The sequence below is a fragment of the Mesorhizobium sp. USDA 4413 genome (assembly GCF_056280365.1).
Window position 1 is genome coordinate 6,183,199 of the sequence record NZ_JBVPRP010000001.1, and the last position, 16,518, is coordinate 6,199,716.

Below are 16,518 nucleotides of genomic sequence, written 5' to 3' on the forward strand. Positions count from 1 at the left end.
TCGGGCGATGCTTGCGCGTCGGGCGCCTGACGGGGCGCTGTGGTCGCGAAGATTTTACTGGCCATCAGCCTGGATCGGGAGCAATTCAGCCACAATTCGCAATGGCTGCACGTCTGCCTACCGCTCCTTCTTTCATGCTTCCATTCCCTTATGCCGTCGAGCGCGGCGCTGGTCCGAAGACAATCGTCTTCCTGCACGGCTTCGGGGCCTGCCGTGAGATTTGGCGTGACGTCATGGCATCGCTGGCGTCCGAAGCGAGAATGTTGGCCTACGACCTGCCGGGCCATGGGCAATCCCTGAAATGCGAAGGCATGGGCGGTGCCAAGCCGGCCGCGCAGGCTATCCTGGCCGATCTGGCGGAGCGAGGGTTGAGCAAGGTTCATCTGGTCGGTCACTCCATGGGCGGCGCGATCGCGACATTGATGGCGCTTGCCGATCCCGATCGGGTTGCCTCGCTCACTCTGTTGGCACCCGGCGGTTTCGGCCCGGAAATCAACGCGGCCTTGCTGCGCCGCTATGCCGCCGCAACTGGTAGGAAAGAGATCCGGGCCTGCCTTGCAGCCATGTCGGGCCCGCGCAGTGTGCCGCCTGACCATGCGGTCGATGCAATCTGCCGGATGCGCAAACGGCCAGGCCAGTTGCAGACGCTGACCGATATGGCGGCGGCGATGACCAGGGATGACCGGCAAGGCGTTATTCCCGGGGCGCAACTGGAAGGGCTCGACATGCCGGTGATGGTTGTCTGGGGAGCGGAGGATCCGCTCCTGCCTGTCGTGCAGACCGAGACTTTGCCGCCGCACTTCCATCTGCATCATGTTCTTGACGCTGGTCATATGCTGGTCGAGGAGGCCCCGGCCCTGGTTGCCGAGATCTTGCGTCGCAACACGCGGCGGCGCGCCAGACGGTTGCATCCGCCGCTGGGCGCCGCGGCGAGCTGATTGCCGAGTGCTCTGCCGGGATTGGCTCTCCCGGATCGATCTCGAAAGCATCGGTGATGCGTTTCATGCGGACCGGGGCGGCCGCGCCGCTCATCGTCGGCAGTGCATTTTGCCGGCGACTGTGTTAACTCGCTGTTAACCAACAACGAGGCAGCCGCCGATGAAGGATGCAGGCGACAAGATCACTCCGATAGAGCCATCGCGAAAACTCTCGGACGCCATACGCGACGTCAAGAACGCCTTCGCCGACCGTGATGATGTGGTCGTCGACATGCGCGAGGCGCACCGCATGCGGCTCGATCTCTTGGCAACCGAGCTTGCGCCGGTCTTTGCCGATGTCCCGGCCGACATGGATAGCTTCGACTTCGCCGTCTCGTCAGGCTTGCAGCCGCGGCTATGGATCGATGCGGTGAGTCACGTCGCCATGGGACGCGACCGCCGCACCTACCGCTTCCTCAAGGATACGCGCGTCGGCCGTGTCGTGCTGGCCGAGACGACCGAGATGAAAGCCGTCGCCGATGCGGTGACGCGCTACGTGGCCGAACGGGTCGTCGAGCGACAGCATATGATGGAGGGCGGCGTGGAGAACGCCGTTCCCGGCCTGCATCGGCCCGTGGTGCGGGAAGCGGAGCCACCCATTCAATCCGAAAGCCGCCTCAATGGCTGGACAGCCTTCTTCGCCGGCCTCGGCCTGATAGCCGCCGGTGCGCTTGTCGGCCTGGCGGTTTCGCTGGCGATGTTTTGGGATCGCATCGTGCACATGAAGATCAGCTTCTGACGAGCTCGCGGTTCGCGGCCGGCACGTCGAGATCCGTCGTTTGCAGATCCGAAGGCGGCAGCGCCGGCCCGGTCAGGCCACGCCGCGTCAAGCGCACGCGCCAAGCGCCCTTTTCGCCATCGATCTCGAACAGATTGTACTGAGCGGCCGGATGCTTGCTGCCCGGCGCCTGGCCTGCGGCGGCAACCCCGACCACGGGCACTTTGGCGCCACGTGCGCCGATGGTGAACAATGACGGCAGATGCGAATGGCCGTGCAGGACGAGCTCCGCGCCATGCCGGCGAATGACCTTGTGAAAACGGGCGATGCCGAACAGCCGCTTATGTTGCTGGACGGCGCCGCGCACCGGCGGATGGTGGATCATGATGGCGCGGAACAGCCCTTGTCTCGCCGCGTCGTCGAGAACCTTGCCGAGCCGCTCCGCCTGCCCTTCCATGAAGAAACCGTTGGCCATGAAGGGCGCCGTGGCGCGCGCCGTGGTGACGCCGATCAGCGCGACATTGCCGCGCACGCGCAGATACGGAAAGGAATTGCGATCGATAGGAGTGTTGACGCCGTCGCCCGTCATCCAGGGAGCCCACGCCCGGCAGACCTTGTCGAAGGCGCCTGGCACATAGGCGTCGTGATTGCCTGGCACCACGGAAACGTCATGCGGCGATCCAAGCGTCTCCAGCCAGTGTTTCGCCATCTCGATCTCGCCGTCGAGCGCCAGGTTGACGAGATCTCCGGTGACGGCGAGATGGTCCGGCGCGCTCGCCTTTATGTCGGCGACGAGAGTGTCGATGACGGCGTCATGCATGTGGCGGCGCCGGTTGCGCTGCCAGTTGACATAGCCCAGCACCCGCTTGGACGCGAGGTCGCGATAGGTTACATCGGGCAGCGGTCCCAGATGAGCGTCGGAAATATGCGCGAGCCTGAACATGGTCTCTTCTTAAGCGACGCTGGCAGAGCTTTCCACTCACCCTTTGCTGTTCGGACAAGCGGGTTCCGAAAAAGTGTCCCACGGTTTTGCGGCCAGAACCTGCGAAAAACAAGGAAAGCCAAGCAGATAGCCGTGGGGCGACCCACGAACATCTGCTTGGGGATCGTGGAATGAACCGCCGCGCCGATCCGGAAGAGACATTCCGGCAGACCGGTTGGCCGGGATTGCGGGCAAGGCTGTTCCATTTTTACTTCCTGCTGCGCCGGCCCATGACGCTTGGGGTGCGCGGGCTGGTTTACGATCGCGCCTCCAACTCCGTCTTCCTGATCCGTCACACCTACGTTCCAGGATGGCAGCTCCCGGGCGGCGGCGTCGAGATCGGCGAAACGCTTGAGGAAGCGCTGGCGCGCGAGCTGGCCGAGGAAGGCAACATCGCTCTGACGGCTCCGCCGGTGCTGAAGTCGATGCATTTCAACCGCCGCGCCAGCAAGCGCGACCATGTCGGCCTCTATCTGATCGAAGCTTTCAGCCAGACGGCGCCGAAACGGCCGGACCATGAGATCGCCGAAGCAGGCTTCTTCCCGATCGACCGCTTGCCCGAGGCCACGACGCCGGCGACGCTCCGGCGGATAAAAGAGATTTTTCGCGGCGAGCGTATCTCGGCTTACTGGTAGTCACGCCGCCTTCCTGAACCTGTTGCGGTCATGCGGCGCGGCATAATCGAGTTCCGGCCCCGCCGGGACGATCCCCGTCGGGTTGATCGATTTGTGGCTGCCGTAATAATGCGCCTTGATGTGATGCAGATTGACCGTGCTCGAGACGCCGGGCACCTGATAGAGATCGCGCAGATAGTTCGACAGGTTCGGATAGTCGGCGATGCGGCGCAAATTGCATTTGAAGTGGCCGACATAGACCGGATCGAAACGGACCAGCGTCGTGAACAGCCGCCAGTCGGCCTCGGTGATCTGCTCGCCGGTCAGATAGCGCCGCCTCGAAAGACGCTCCTCGATCGCATCGAGTGCCGTGAACAGCTCGCCGAACGCTTCCTCATAGGCTTTCTGCGTGGTGGCGAAGCCGGCGCGATAGACGCCGTTGTTGATCGCCGGATAGACCAGCGCATTGATCCTGTCGATCTCCGCGCGCCGCGCCGCGGGATAGAAGTCGAGACCCGAATCGCCCCATTCGTCGAAGGCGGAATTGAGCATCCGGATGATCTCGGAGGACTCGTTGTTGACGATCGTCCTTTCTTGCTTGTCCCACAGAACCGGCACCGTCACGCGGCCTGAATAGGCCGGATCGGCCTTGGCATAGATCTGGTGCAGGAAATCGAGGCCGTAGAGCGTGTCCCCGGTGGCGCCGTCCTCGGCTTTGAAGGTCCAGCCGTTTTCGCCCATGAAATGGTGCACCACGGAGACGGAGATGATGCTCTCCAGCTTCTTCAGGACACGGAAGATCAGCGTACGGTGCGCCCAGGGGCAGGCGAGCGACACATAGAGATGATAGCGGCCGGGTTCCGCCTTGAAGCCGCGCGGGCGCCCTTCCGCCGGCCTGCCGTCGCGTGTGATCCAGTCGCGCCATTGCGACTCCGTCCGCACGAACCGCCCATCGCTGCCGGTCCTGGGCGAGCGATCCTGCCATTTGCCTTCGATCAGCAGTCCCATGCGAAAAATCTCCCTGTAGCTCAGGCATATCTAGACCGACAACCGGACTGGCGAAGCCTTCGGGCACTGAACAGTTCGTCAAACGACGATCTGGTTCGTTAAACAAACGAACCAGATCGCCAACTGGAGCAGAGAAACGCAAAGGGCACCGATTGCAGCGACACCAATTTGGTGCTAGCGGAGGCGCCCATGTTCGACTTTGCCTCGATCCGGTTCGACCGACGACGAAAGGGCGCCCGCGCTTAAGAAGCGCTGACTGGCGAACGCTGCCGCTTTTGCAGCAAACCTTCCTCGTATACCGGAACGCAAAGACCATGAGCCTTGCCGACGTGAAATACCTGCCGGAAACCCCGGCGCATGATGCCGAAATCGAAGCCATCAACGACGAGGCCTTCGGCCCCGGTCGTTTCGTTCTTGCCGCCTACAAAATCCGCGAGGCCGGGGGGCACGACCGCTCGATGTCCTTTGTCGCCGTCAAGGACGATACGGTGATCGCTTCGGTGCGCATGACGCGCGTGGCCGCGGGCGCCGGTCGCGCGATGATGCTCGGCCCGCTTGCGGTGCGCCCCGCCTTCAAGAATCTCGGCATCGGCCGCAAGCTGGTCGCAATCGCGCTGGAAGCCGCCAGGAAGGCCGGCGCGCCTGCCGTCATTCTGGTCGGCGACGAACCCTACTATGGACCGCTCGGCTTCAAGCGCTTTCCGCGCGGACAGATCACCATGCCGCGCCCGGTCGATCTCGACCGGCTGCTGCATCACGAGATCAAGCCGGGCGCAATCGCCCGTTTTGCCGGCGATGTCTGTCACGCCAACACGGCAAGGGTTGCGGAATTTGCCCCGGCCGCGGCGCGTTCGGCCGCCAGTGCGCAGCCGTCGATCGACCCGCCTATCGCGGTTGCGCCTCCTTTGCGCGCTTCGTAGCATAATCCGGATCCTGGGAGGCTTGCATGAACCCGAACGGCCAGATCGCGATCGTCACCGGCGGCGGGTCGGGCCTTGGCGAGGCAACCGCGCGCGCCTTGGCGGCCAAGGGCGCCCGCGTCGCGATCCTCGACGTCGGCATCGAGCGCACCGCGAAAGTCGCGGCGGACATCAGCGGCATTGCCGTCCAATGCGATGTCAGCAGCGGCGACAGCGCCACGGCCGCAATCGCCGAAGTCGCTGAAAAGCTTGGGCCGCCGCGCATCCTGGTCAATTGCGCCGGGATCGCCATCGGCGTGAAGACGATCGGCAAGGACGGACCGCATCCACTCGACCAGTATCGCAAGGTGATCGAGATCAACCTGATCGGCACCTTCAACATGATCCGCCTCGTCGCCGACCGGGCGGCGAAACTCGACCCGCTCGCCGGCGGCGAGCGCGGCGTCATCGTCAACACCGCCTCCGTCGCCGCTTATGACGGCCAGATCGGTCAGGCTGCCTACGCGGCGTCCAAGGGCGGCGTGGTCGGCATGACGCTGCCTGTGGCGCGCGACCTGGCGCGGTCCGGTATCCGCGTCTGCACCATCGCGCCCGGCATCTTCAAGACGCCGATGATGGCCGGCATGCCGCAGGAGGTGCAGGATTCGCTCGGCGCCTCCGTCCCGTTCCCGCCGCGGCTCGGCGAGCCGTCGGAATATGCGGCGCTTGCCCTCCACATCGTCGAGAACCAGATGCTGAACGGCGAGACCATCCGCCTCGATGGCGCCATCCGCATGGCGCCGAAATAAGCGGGATGGCTGGCTCGCCGACAGGCGCCGATGCCTCTCCCGAAAAGACCGGCCCGCTCGCCGGCCTGAAAGTGATCGAGATGGCCGGGCTTGGTCCGGTGCCGCTTGCGGCCCTGATGCTGTCCGAGATGGGCGCCGGGGTGCTGCGCATCGAACGCGCCGACTCCGGCCAGCCGCTTCTGAGCCTGCCGGAAGAATACGATCTCGACCGCCACGGCCGCTCCATCCTCAAGCTCGACCTGAAGCGTCCGGCGGGCGCGGAACTGCTGCTGCGCCTTATGGCAAAGGCCGACATCCTCGTCGAAGGCTTCCGCCCCGGCGTAATGGAGCGGCTCGGCCTCGGGCCCGATGTCGTTCTCCGGCGCAATCCGGCGCTGATCTATGGCCGCTCGACCGGTTTCGGTCAGGACGGTCCGCTATCCCCGCGAGCCGGGCATGACATCACCTATCTCGCCTATGCGGGCCTCTTGCATGCTCTCGGCAGGCAGGGCGCGCCGCCGGTGCCGCCGCTCAACCTCATCGCGGATCAAGGCGGCGGCGCCATGATGCTGATCGCAGGCGTGCTCGCCGCCCTGTTTCAGCGTTCCGTGACCGGCAAGGGCCAGGTGATCGACGCGTCGATGATCGAGGGAGCCTCGATGCTCGCAGCACCCATCCACGCCTATATGGCGGCGGGTCTGTGGAGCGACAGGCGCGGCGAGAACCTGCTCGATTCCGGAGCGCCGTTCTACGATGCCTATGAGACGGCGGACGCAAGGCACATTGCCGTCGGCTGCCTCGAACCGCGCTTCTTCGCCGAATTCGCCAGGCTGCTGCCGCTCGACAATCATCTCGTCGGCAGCCAGTATGACAAGTCGTCCTGGCCCGTGATGCGCGCCGCCATTGCCGGTCGGATCAAGACGAGGACGCGCGACGAATGGGCCGCGCTTTTCGCCGCGACCGACGCCTGCGTGGCGCCCGTGCTGTCCCTGGCCGAAGCCAGGGATCACCCGCACAATCGCGCCAGGCAAAGCTTCGTGACGTCGGGTAGACTCGAGCGTCCGGCGCCCGCGCCGCGTTTTTCGCAAAGCCCACAGACGCGTGCCACGGCGCCGGCCGCCGCCGATCGCCTGCCCGCGGGCATATTGGCCGGTTTCGGTTTGAGCGAGGAGGAGATCGGAGCCCTTGCAAAGGCGGGTGTACTCGGCCGATAACCGGAGAACAGAAATCAACTTATCTCAGGTGAGCTTGTGACCGAATCGAAAAAAGACGTCATCCGCGAGACCGACGCCGAGGCGGTCAGGCTGGCGAAAACCCTGATCCGCTCGGCGCGTTTCGGCGCGCTCGCCGCGATCGAGCCTGGCACTGGCGCGCCGCTGGCAAGCCGGGTAGGCGTCGCAACCGATATCGACGGCGCACCGCTGATCCTGATTTCGATGCTGTCCGCGCACACCGGGGCATTGCTCGCCGATCCGCGCTGTTCGCTGCTGCTTGGCGAGCCCGGCAAGGGCGATCCGCTGGCGCATCCGCGCATCAGCCTGGCGTGCCGCGCCTTGCGGCTGGAGCGGGGATCGGCCGATCAGATCCGAGCCGAACGGCGCTACCTCAACCGCAATCCAAAAGCGAAGCTTTATGCCGGGCTTGGCGATTTCTCGTTCTTCCGGCTTGAGCCCGAGCGCGCTAGCCTGAACGGCGGCTTCGGCAAGGCCTTTCTTCTCGACCGCGACGATTTCATCACCGGCGCCGCCCTTGCCGAGGAGTTCGCCGGCAGCGAGCAGGCGGCGCTCGATCACATGAACGCCGATCATCGCGACGCGCTTGCCCTTTATGCCCACCATTTCGGCCGTGCGGAGGGTGGCGGCTGGATCGCCACCGGCTTCGACCCTGACGGCATGGACCTCGCCGCCCCGGATGCGACCTGCAGGATTTTCTTTCCCCAGCCTCTGCAAAGCGCGCGCGAATTGCGTTCGGCGCTTGTGGAGATGGCAAAGGCGGGGCGCGCGGCGGAGCAAGAGGGATAGTTGATCGCGAGCCGGCGAAAGCAACGCTTGAGATTTAGATAAAATGATCTACCCTTGTTGTGACGCTGATTCAGCAGCGCCCATCGACATCTGAACATAGTGGAATCAGGCGCCATTGCCCCCTGGCGCCAGGATGATCCAGGACCCTTGGGGGATCTATGATCTCAAATAAGCTAATCGCCAATGCGGAATCGGCGGCCGCCTTTCTCACTCTCATGGGCAACGAAAAGCGCTTGCTGATCGTGGCCCATCTGATCGACAACGAAATGTCGGTCGGTGCCATCGCCGAGAAGGTGCAACTCAGCCAGTCCGCGCTGTCGCAGCATCTCGCCAAGCTGAGGGCACTCGATCTCGTCGAGACCCGGCGCGACCGCCAGATGATCTACTATTCCTGCAAATCCGAAGCGGTGCGCGAATTGCTGCGCATGCTGGAAGGAATTTTCGGCGAAGGTGACCTTTCACAGATGGCCTACCGGTTGCGCCGCGCCGGGGCTTGACCCGCGGTTCCGGTCGCTCATACCTCGCCGACCACTCCTCGGCGAGGTATGCATGAACCTCATCCCTATCGACGACCCTCGGGACCCGCGCGTTGCCGCCTATCTCGACATCCGCGAGCGCGATCTCGTCGGCCGGCAAGGGCGCTTCGTCGCCGAAGGCAAGGTGGTGCTGGACCTCCTGTTGTCGACCGGGCGCTTCGCCGCCGAGTCTGTCCTCATCCTCGAAAACAGGCTGGCTGGCGTCCAGGGGATCCTGCGCAAGGCGCCGCCGGATTTTCCGGTCTATGTTGCCGCCGGTGAGGTCATGGACCGGATCGCCGGCTTCCACATGCACCGCGGCATCCTGGCGATCGGCATGCGCGGCGCGCCGGCCTCCGCCGAAATTCTGGTGGAAACCTTGCCTCGGCGGGCGTTGGCCGTCGTCCTGGTCGGCATATCGAACCACGACAATATGGGGGCGATCTTCCGCAATGCCGCGGCCTTTGGCGCGGACGCCGTGCTGCTCGACCAGACCTGCTGCGATCCGCTCTACCGTAAGGCAATCCGTGTTTCGGTTGGCGCGGCGCTGAAAGTTCCGTTCGCCTCCTTCGGCGATAGCGGAGCCTTCATCGCGACCCTCGATCGGCTTGGCTTCAGCCAGTTCGCTCTGTCGCCGCACGGCGCAACCGACATCCGCGCCGCGCAACGTTCGGCGAGGCTGGCGCTCTATCTTGGCACCGAGGGCGAAGGCCTGCCGCGGGACCTGCTTACCCGGCTGCACACGGTCAGGATCGGTATGGCGCAAGGTTTTGACAGCCTGAACGTCGCCGCCGCGTCGGCCATCGCGCTGCATCACTTTTCCGACCGGTAGCCGCAGAACGACCCGGGGACGCCCTGCGATCGTCTTTTCTCAGTTGGACGAGCCGGCCTTCTGCAAAGCCCTCACGCGGTCGGCAAGGCTGATGCCGCCCCCATTCTGCTGCCCCTCGCCCGCCAGCGCCTTGGCGATAGGAGAATCCGGCCCGTCGAGCTTCATCGTCAGATTGACGACCTCGGCCGCCAGTTCGTTCATCTGTTCGCGAAGACCGGCGCCAGAGCGTGCGTCGCCCGCCGATTCCGGCATTGCCGTCCCCGAGGCGGCAAGATCGGTTTTCAGCCGCTTGTTCTCACGCGCCAGCGCCGCCAGCCTTGCCTCCAGCCGTTCCCGGTCGCCCTCGAGCTTGGCGATTGCCTTATCGACATCGTCATTTGTCCCATCCGAGCCGGCAGCCAGTCGCGCGACGCCGTTCGCGGCGGCGATTTGCTTCGAACGTTCCCGCATTCGAGCAAGGTCCTTCTCGCGCCGGTCGAGCTTTTCCTCGCGGTCGGCAAGTGTGGCGAGCAACCGCTCCACCTTCTTCTCGAGCTCGGCCGTTTTCTTCTTCTCGACCTTCAACGCTTCGCGCGCGGCCTTGCTTTCCGAGGCGATCTCCTGGTTGCGCCGGTCCGCCTCCCTGCGCTGGCCTTTGAGCAGCGCGATGTCGCTCGCGAGCTTTTCCAGCTCCGATTCGCGCGCGACCAGCTCGATCTGGCGGTTCGAGGACGAGAAGCTGGCATCGTCATACATCTGCTCGAGCTTTTGCAGCTCCAGCGCGCGCTTCTCCAATGCCCGCTCCGTCTGTGCGAGCTTTTCCGACAGGCGGTGCAATTCTTCCTCGCGCTGCCGGAGCTCCGCATTTTTGGCCTGCAGATCGGAGAGGGCCTGGTTCTTGTCCTTCGTTTCGACCGCGAGCCCCTTCAAGGCCTCTCGCCCGCGACCGATCTCGACCATCTGTTCGGCCACCTTCTCCTGCAGGTTCTTGACGGTTATCTCCAGCCGGCGCGTCGTCATGGCATATTCCGCACGGACCCGGTCCTTGTCCGCCTGGATCTCGGCGGGCGTCAGCGGCAACGAAGCCTCGAGGCGTCTGCGCGTCAGGACAACGGCCCGCCGCCAGACCGCCGGCGCGATCAGCGACACCAGAAAAACGGCGCAGAGGAAACCAAGTACGAAGAACAGGACCGACTGGACCAAGGCGTGCTATCCACTTTACGGGCGGCAATCGTGGCGTTGTGCCATCTTGGCATGGCGGAAATTCAACGCCGCGGCAAGAGCTTGCCGCGGCGCGATCAGCACTGTCCGAGCGATTGTAGCCAGCGCAAGATCAGAACGGGTTCCAGGTCGGCCTTTCGGTAAGCTTCAGATAGCCGAGATTGACCCCGAGACGGGCACCGACACCGGTGCGGATCGGCACGATCAGCACCCGGTTGGCCTGCAATACGTTGAAGCCGACGCCCGCAATGACATAGGCGGAGCCGGCGACGCCGCCGAACCGGTTATAGAGGCTGCTGATGTCGTCGAGGTTGTAGACCAGCATCATCACCCGCGATCCCTCGCCGCCGAAATCCCAGCCGAGCGACGGACCTTGCCAGAACACCTTATGGTCGCCGGCGTTCTTGGTGTAGAGCGTTCCCTCGCCATAGGTCAGGCCGCCGATCAGGGCGCCCGATCCTTCTTCGCCGAGCAGGTAGCCGTTGGGCAGGCCGTAGGAGGCAAAGATCTTCTCGACGACGGTGGCCAGGCCGCCGGACGTCTCGCCGAAGAATTTATGACCGGAATCGACGATTTCCTGAGCGGTGTACTGCTGAGCCCGCGACGCTGAGGTCGAAAGGACCAAAGCCGCCAGGAGTGTGATGGTCATGGTGAGGACACGGACGAACGTCCGGTCATAGTATCGGGAAAACATGCTTCCAAATCTCCGTCAGGGAGCACTTTCGCCGACGCCTCGCACCCCTACGGCTCTTGCCGGCCGTTCAGGGTGGCTATCACAGGCAAATTATGCCGTAATCCTTTTTCAACCATTAAGCTCCCACACGAAGATGGCGGTTCGAAGGCTGCGCCTGCGCCTGTGCGTCGAGTTTCCCCCGCGAACACACCATTTTCACCGCCGACAATTTTGGATTTGTTGATGCGCGCTCGGGCCCTGTGTATTCAGAAAGCCTTGGAAAAGAGCGTGATTCGTGTGGGCAGGCGCGAAAACTGTCTCTCGGCCATGAACAAGTGACTTAAGCAGGGATTTCGCCGATGGCCGAGCTTTTCACCCTTTCCGCGCCTGATCTCGCCGCGCTGCTTTGCAGCCGCGTCTGCCACGACATTATTTCGCCGGTCGGCGCAATCAACAACGGCCTCGAATTGCTCGACGAAGGCGGCGCCGACGAAGACGCCATGAAGCTCATCCGCCAGAGCGCCAAGAATGCCTCGGCGCGGCTGCAGTTTGCCCGCATCGCCTTCGGCGCCGCGGGTTCCGCCGGCATGATGATCGACACCGGCGATGCCGAGGCCGTGGCCATTGCCTTCTTGAAAAACGAAAAACCGGAACTGGTTTGGAACGGCTCCCGGGCGCTTCTGCCCAAGAACAAGGTCAAGCTGCTGCTCAACCTCATTCTCGTCGCCAACGCGGCCATACCGCGCGGCGGCAAGCTGGTGATCACGCTGGAGAACCTCGAAACCGAGCCGCGTTTTTCGCTGTCAGCCAGCGGCCCGATGTTGCGCGTGCCGCCGAAATTCCTCGAATTGCATTCCGGCCACAAGCCGGAGGAGCCGATCGACGCCCATTCGGTCCAGCCTTACTACACGCTGCTTCTGGCGCGTGAGGCCAATATGACGATCTCGATCCACGCGACGGCCGACGAGATCGTGCTGACCGCCGCATAAGAAAAGCCGAAGTATTTTTGCGGCTAGTATTTGTTCTGACAGTGCAGGTCAAGCAATTCCAGCCGCAATCGATGTAACGTCGCCGCGGACCAAACCGCGCGATACGTCTGTTTGGAAAAACTTTACCCAACGGCTTTTCGGCTTCTTTACCAGATTGGGCGTATGGTGCTTTCGGTTGCCCGGAGGTTGCCGGTTCGGCAGATGGCAAAGAGGACCCGGATATGAAGCGTTGCCTGTTCGTCGATGATTCGAGCGTCATCAGGAAGGTCGCAAAACGCATTCTTGGCGGCTCGGACATGATTGTCGTCGAGGCGTCGACCGGGGTCGAGGCTGCCGACATCTGCGCCGACGACATGCCGGATGTGATTGTCATCGATGGCGGGCTGACCGACATCCAGGCGGTCGACCTCATTCGCCGCATTCGCGCCATCGAAGCTCCCGTCAAGCCGCAGATCCTGGTCTCGCTGGTCGAGGTGGACGTCGCAGCGATCATGCGCGCCAAGCGCGCCGGCGCTCAAGGCTATCTGCTGAAGCCCTTCAACCGCGCGCAACTGCTCGAAAGCTTCCGTTTCCTCAAGATCGCCGCCTGATTCGCGGCAATCGATCCAACAAAAAACCCGGCCGGAGCCGGGTTTCTCGTTTAAATCCCTGGGTCGCCTACGCGCTGACGCGGATATCTTCCGGCTCGCGCAGCACATAGCCGCGGCCCCACACCGTCTCGATGTAGTTCTGGCCTCCGGACGCCGCGTCGAGCTTCTTGCGCAGCTTGCAAATGAAGACGTCGATGATCTTCAGCTCCGGCTCGTCCATGCCGCCATAGAGATGGTTGAGGAACATTTCCTTGGTAAGCGTGGTGCCCTTGCGCAGCGAGAGCAGCTCCAGCATCTGATATTCTTTACCGGTCAGGTGCACGCGCTGGCCACCGACCTCGACCGTCTTGGCGTCGAGATTGACCACCAGGTCGCCGGTGGTGATGACCGACTGGGCATGGCCCTTGGAGCGGCGCACGATCGCATGGATGCGCGCCACCAGTTCGTCCTTGTGGAAGGGCTTGGTCATGTAGTCGTCGGCGCCGAAACCGAGGCCGCGCACCTTGTCCTCGATGCCGGCCATGCCGGAGAGGATCAGGATCGGCGTCTTGACCTTGGAGAGGCGCAGTGTGCGCAGGACTTCATAGCCCGACATGTCGGGAAGATTGAGATCCAGAAGGATGATGTCGTAATCGTAGAGCTTGCCGAGATCGACACCTTCTTCGCCGAGATCGGTCGTATAGACGTTGAAGCTTTCCGATTTCAGCATCAATTCGATGCTTTGTGCGGTTGCACTGTCATCTTCAATCAGCAGAACACGCATTTCATTCCCCTTTTCTGCTGCCGGACCATCTCACGACCCGTCCGGGACCCGGAGCAGTGATTGCCTGAACAGAAGGTGCCACCGACTGGTTAACAAATCCTAATTTCGTGTCATCCACGATACCAGATTTTTTAACCCCTTTCTACACCCGCTTGAATCTAATAACGAATCACAGACCCAAACCGCTAATGCACCACATTAATAAGTCAGCCTAAGTGACTCTAGAGACTCGCCGGCCCGGGCTTCCGCCGCAGCCGGAAATTTTTACCCGGCCTTAAGTCCTCGCCCGTATGATTAACAATGCCCGTAAACGAATGGTTACCGCCGGCAAAAATCTTTAGGGCTTTGTTTCCTATAGCCCAGGGAAAGCCGGGGGAAACGGGCGGCGCTTGGGTCGTTCCGGGCGGACTGGACGGTATGCAGGTGTGCGTTTGCGGAGTATCGAGTCATGAAGTCACGTGAAAACCTCGTTCGGCTGAAGCAGTTTCAGGTGAATGAGAAGCGGCGGCAGCTCTTGCAACTGGACATGATGATCGCCGAGTTCGAGCGCATGGCCGTCGAGTTGGAAGCGCAGATCATCGCCGAAGAGAAAAAAGCCGGCATCACCGACATCAACCATTTCGCCTATCCGACCTTCGCCAAAGCGGCGCGCCTGCGCCGGGACAACCTCAGGAACTCACAAAACGACCTCGCCCAACAGCGAAGCACCGCCGAATCATTACTCGGCGAAGCTGAAGCGGAGCTGTCCAAGGCGGAGATGCTGGAATCGCGCGACACCAAGATCCGCGAGGCCGAAACAGGCGGCCGCAGCGCCATGATCGGCTAATCGCGGGCATTTCGCACTCATGCCGGAGATCTGCCGGCATCTTCAGAACCGGCGATCGGCAGAAGGCGGCGTCGCCGGGCAATTCCAGGAGATGTGAACGGTTGGCCTGGTGTCGCTGCTCGCAGTCCCCGACGCCGTGAAGGCAAAGGCCAAGGACCGGAACATCCGGGTCGAGCGTATGTCGGTCGTGCCCGACCGGGAAGGCCTTGTCGAGCTTGCCGGGCTCGATGCCGGAAAGCTCGCGCCCCGTGTGGCGAAAGCCTTTCCGCTCGACCAGGCGGGGGCTGTGCACGCTTTGCTCGCCACGCGGCCGATCGGCAAGGTCGTGCTGACGGTTTGAGGCTTTTGCATAAAACGGAAGGGCGCGGTGTTCCCGCGCCCTTTCGTCTTAAGTCTTCAGGCCTAGTGCCGGTATTGCTGGATTCGCGTGGTGCGCAGCCCGGCAAGGCCGTATTCGTCGATCGATGCCTGCCAGGAGAGAAATTCTTCGGTGGTGAGCTTGTAGCGCTGGCAGGCTTCCTCGAGGCTGAGCAGGCCGCCGCGCACCGCCGCGACCACTTCTGCCTTGCGCCGGATAACCCAGCGCCGCGTGTTCGTCGGTGGCAGATCGGCGATCGTAAGAGGGCTGCCGTCGGGCCCGATAACATACTTGACTCTAGGTCTAACCAGATCGGTCATCGTACTCTCTACTAAAAACTCAAAGACCCAATCCCCGCCACAGTACCGCCACAGCTTTAAAAATTGCCTAAGCGAACCCTAATCACTAGGTAAGGATCATGAACGCCCGGTTAGGATTTCGTTTAGAATTTGAAACACCGGCCTCCAGGCCCTGAAATTGCCGGTAATCTCGTCCTGGGCCGCAAGCTGGCGCGGACGTGGCGCTTGACCTATATTCCGGCCATTGGCATTGAGCGCCGCACAGTGAAAGCATCATGAACAGCCTCGATCTCCCTCGCCGCCCAGAAGAAACCCGCGTCGTCGTCGCGATGTCGGGCGGTGTCGATTCGTCTGTCGTCGCAGGCATCCTGAAGCGCGAAGGCTATGACGTCGTCGGCGTGACGCTGCAGCTTTACGACCATGGCGCGGCCACCCACCGCGCGGGCTCCTGCTGCGCCGGCCAGGACATCGACGACGCCCGCCGCGTCTCCGAGACGCTGGGCATTCCGCATTACGTGCTCGACTATGAGGAGCGCTTCCGCAAGGCGGTCATCGATCCCTTCGCCGAGAGCTATGTCGCCGGCGAGACGCCCATCCCTTGCGTATCCTGCAACCAGACCGTGAAGTTCGCCGATCTTTTGGCGACGGCGCAGGATCTCGGCGCCGACGCCCTTGCCACCGGCCACTATATCCGCTCGCGCGCCAATGGCGCGCATCGCGCGCTCTACCGGCCGGTCGACGCCGACCGCGACCAGAGCTATTTCCTGTTCGCCACCACGCAGGCGCAGATCGATTACCTGCGCTTTCCCCTCGGTGGCCTGTCGAAGCCGCAGGTCCGCGCCATCGCCGAGGAGATGGGACTCACCGTCGCCGCCAAGCAGGACAGCCAGGACATCTGCTTCGTGCCCCAGGGCAAGTATTCCGACATCATCGCCAAGCTGAAGCCGGCCGCGGCCAATCCCGGCGACATCGTCCATATCGACGGCCGCGTGCTCGGCCGCCATGAAGGCATCCTGCGCTACACGATCGGCCAGCGCCGCGGCATCGGCATCGCCTCCGGCGAGCCGCTCTATGTCGTTCACCTCGACGCCGACCGCGCGCGCGTCATCGTCGGCCCGCGCGAGGCGCTGGAGACGCACAAGATCTATCTGCGCAACATGAACTGGCTGGGCGACGGACCGCTGTCGGACGTTCCGTCCGGCGGGATCGAGCTTTTCGCCAAGGTCCGCTCCACCAGGCCGCCGCGTCCGGCCGTGTTGCATCACCGCGACGGCGTGACTTCCGTCGAGCTGGCCGACGGCGAATCGGGCATCGCTCCGGGGCAGGCCTGCGTGCTCTATTCCGACGACGGCAACGAGGCGCGGGTGTTCGGCGGGGGGTTCATCGAGCGCTCCGAGCGCGGCGCGGAAGCCGAGGCGATGCTGTCCAGGCTTGCCGCCAGGCCGGCGCAGATTCCCGCCGAATAA

At 63.2% G+C, this 16,518-nt stretch carries 20 protein-coding genes; 14 read left to right on the forward strand and 6 right to left on the reverse strand.

Translation table 11 applies throughout. The features are described 5' to 3' along the window. Nucleotides 1–134: 134 nt before the first annotated feature. The gene (locus ACVMIM_RS30055; RefSeq protein ID WP_476117422.1) at nucleotides 135–938 is read left to right on the forward strand and encodes an alpha/beta fold hydrolase; all 804 of its coding nucleotides are present in this window, start codon (nucleotides 135–137) and stop codon (nucleotides 936–938) included. A gap of 160 nt (nucleotides 939–1,098) precedes the next feature. Continuing rightward, on the forward strand, nucleotides 1,099–1,716 hold the full coding sequence (locus tag ACVMIM_RS30060) for a hypothetical protein (protein ID WP_476116425.1): 618 nt from the start codon (nucleotides 1,099–1,101) through the stop codon (nucleotides 1,714–1,716). Here the strand turns inward: ACVMIM_RS30060 and ACVMIM_RS30065 are convergent. Beyond that, nucleotides 1,706–2,638, reverse strand: a complete 933-nt coding sequence (locus ACVMIM_RS30065; protein ID WP_476116427.1) for a metallophosphoesterase family protein — start codon at nucleotides 2,636–2,638, stop codon at nucleotides 1,706–1,708. The two genes, ACVMIM_RS30060 and ACVMIM_RS30065, sit on opposite strands and share 11 nt — an antisense overlap. Before the next feature lie 170 nt (nucleotides 2,639–2,808). Between ACVMIM_RS30065 and ACVMIM_RS30070 the strand changes: the two genes are divergently transcribed. Then, nucleotides 2,809–3,312 carry an NUDIX domain-containing protein gene (locus tag ACVMIM_RS30070; protein WP_476116429.1) on the forward strand — a complete coding sequence of 168 codons (504 nt, stop codon included), beginning with the start codon at nucleotides 2,809–2,811 and terminating at the stop codon, nucleotides 3,310–3,312. Here ACVMIM_RS30070 and ACVMIM_RS30075 read toward each other — a convergent pair whose 3' ends face one another. Next, entirely contained in the window at nucleotides 3,313–4,299 is a 987-nt protein-coding gene (locus ACVMIM_RS30075) for a glutathione S-transferase family protein (RefSeq protein ID WP_476116431.1), read from the reverse strand. Nucleotides 4,300–4,613: 314 nt separating this feature from the next. Here ACVMIM_RS30075 and ACVMIM_RS30080 point away from each other — a divergent pair, with 314 nt between their 5' ends. The 6 genes from ACVMIM_RS30080 to ACVMIM_RS30105 all read left to right on the forward strand — a co-directional run bounded on the left by ACVMIM_RS30080 (nucleotide 4,614) and on the right by ACVMIM_RS30105 (nucleotide 9,354). After that, entirely contained in the window at nucleotides 4,614–5,219 is a 606-nt protein-coding gene (locus ACVMIM_RS30080) for a GNAT family N-acetyltransferase (RefSeq protein WP_278049273.1), read from the forward strand. Between the two features lie 26 nt (nucleotides 5,220–5,245). Then, on the forward strand, nucleotides 5,246–6,007 hold the full coding sequence (locus tag ACVMIM_RS30085; protein WP_476116433.1) for a 3-hydroxyacyl-CoA dehydrogenase: 762 nt from the start codon (nucleotides 5,246–5,248) through the stop codon (nucleotides 6,005–6,007). Between the two features lie 5 nt (nucleotides 6,008–6,012). Next, a complete protein-coding gene (locus tag ACVMIM_RS30090) occupies nucleotides 6,013–7,200 on the forward strand; it encodes a CaiB/BaiF CoA transferase family protein (RefSeq protein WP_476116435.1) in 1,188 nt (395 codons plus the stop codon). Between the two features lie 36 nt (nucleotides 7,201–7,236). Then, entirely contained in the window at nucleotides 7,237–8,007 is a 771-nt protein-coding gene (locus ACVMIM_RS30095; protein WP_476116437.1) for a HugZ family pyridoxamine 5'-phosphate oxidase, read from the forward strand. Nucleotides 8,008–8,165: 158 nt separating this feature from the next. Beyond that, on the forward strand, nucleotides 8,166–8,504 hold the full coding sequence (locus tag ACVMIM_RS30100) for an ArsR/SmtB family transcription factor (RefSeq protein ID WP_040997000.1): 339 nt from the start codon (nucleotides 8,166–8,168) through the stop codon (nucleotides 8,502–8,504). A 52-nt stretch (nucleotides 8,505–8,556) separates the two neighbouring features. Beyond that, nucleotides 8,557–9,354, forward strand: coding sequence for a TrmH family RNA methyltransferase (locus ACVMIM_RS30105; protein ID WP_476116439.1), 798 nt, complete (start codon nucleotides 8,557–8,559; stop codon nucleotides 9,352–9,354). A gap of 39 nt (nucleotides 9,355–9,393) precedes the next feature. Here the strand turns inward: ACVMIM_RS30105 and ACVMIM_RS30110 are convergent, their stop codons facing one another. Together ACVMIM_RS30110 and ACVMIM_RS30115 are read right to left on the reverse strand one after the other, a co-directional pair. After that, nucleotides 9,394–10,536 (reverse strand): coiled-coil domain-containing protein, encoded by a 1,143-nt coding sequence (locus ACVMIM_RS30110; RefSeq protein ID WP_476116441.1) that lies wholly within the window; start codon nucleotides 10,534–10,536, stop codon nucleotides 9,394–9,396. Between the two features lie 130 nt (nucleotides 10,537–10,666). After that, nucleotides 10,667–11,203 carry a DUF1134 domain-containing protein gene (locus tag ACVMIM_RS30115; protein WP_476117424.1) on the reverse strand — a complete coding sequence of 179 codons (537 nt, stop codon included), beginning with the start codon at nucleotides 11,201–11,203 and terminating at the stop codon, nucleotides 10,667–10,669. A gap of 383 nt (nucleotides 11,204–11,586) precedes the next feature. On the opposite strand from ACVMIM_RS30115, the gene chpT reads away from it, so the two are divergent. Together chpT and ACVMIM_RS30125 are read left to right on the forward strand one after the other, a co-directional pair. After that, a complete protein-coding gene (chpT, locus tag ACVMIM_RS30120) occupies nucleotides 11,587–12,216 on the forward strand; it encodes a histidine phosphotransferase ChpT (RefSeq protein ID WP_040997007.1) in 630 nt (209 codons plus the stop codon). 221 nt (nucleotides 12,217–12,437) lie between these two features. Continuing rightward, nucleotides 12,438–12,806 carry a response regulator gene (locus ACVMIM_RS30125; protein ID WP_040997008.1) on the forward strand — a complete coding sequence of 123 codons (369 nt, stop codon included), beginning with the start codon at nucleotides 12,438–12,440 and terminating at the stop codon, nucleotides 12,804–12,806. A gap of 67 nt (nucleotides 12,807–12,873) precedes the next feature. Here ACVMIM_RS30125 and ctrA read toward each other — a convergent pair whose 3' ends face one another. After that, the gene (gene ctrA, locus ACVMIM_RS30130; RefSeq protein WP_006203583.1) at nucleotides 12,874–13,569 is read right to left on the reverse strand and encodes a response regulator transcription factor CtrA; all 696 of its coding nucleotides are present in this window, start codon (nucleotides 13,567–13,569) and stop codon (nucleotides 12,874–12,876) included. A 448-nt stretch (nucleotides 13,570–14,017) separates the two neighbouring features. Between ctrA and ACVMIM_RS30135 the strand changes: the two genes are divergently transcribed. Together ACVMIM_RS30135 and ACVMIM_RS30140 are read left to right on the forward strand one after the other, a co-directional pair. Beyond that, on the forward strand, nucleotides 14,018–14,395 hold the full coding sequence (locus tag ACVMIM_RS30135; RefSeq protein WP_040997010.1) for a flagellar export protein FliJ: 378 nt from the start codon (nucleotides 14,018–14,020) through the stop codon (nucleotides 14,393–14,395). Nucleotides 14,396–14,504: 109 nt separating this feature from the next. Further along, nucleotides 14,505–14,735, forward strand: coding sequence for a zinc-binding dehydrogenase (locus ACVMIM_RS30140; protein WP_476116444.1), 231 nt, complete (start codon nucleotides 14,505–14,507; stop codon nucleotides 14,733–14,735). Between the two features lie 62 nt (nucleotides 14,736–14,797). Here the strand turns inward: ACVMIM_RS30140 and sciP are convergent, their stop codons facing one another. Further along, nucleotides 14,798–15,073 carry a CtrA inhibitor SciP gene (gene sciP / locus ACVMIM_RS30145; RefSeq protein ID WP_006203587.1) on the reverse strand — a complete coding sequence of 92 codons (276 nt, stop codon included), beginning with the start codon at nucleotides 15,071–15,073 and terminating at the stop codon, nucleotides 14,798–14,800. A gap of 254 nt (nucleotides 15,074–15,327) precedes the next feature. Between sciP and mnmA the strand changes: the two genes are divergently transcribed. Beyond that, complete coding sequence (gene mnmA, locus ACVMIM_RS30150; RefSeq protein WP_476116447.1) at nucleotides 15,328–16,518, forward strand: tRNA 2-thiouridine(34) synthase MnmA; 1,191 nt, start codon at nucleotides 15,328–15,330, stop codon at nucleotides 16,516–16,518.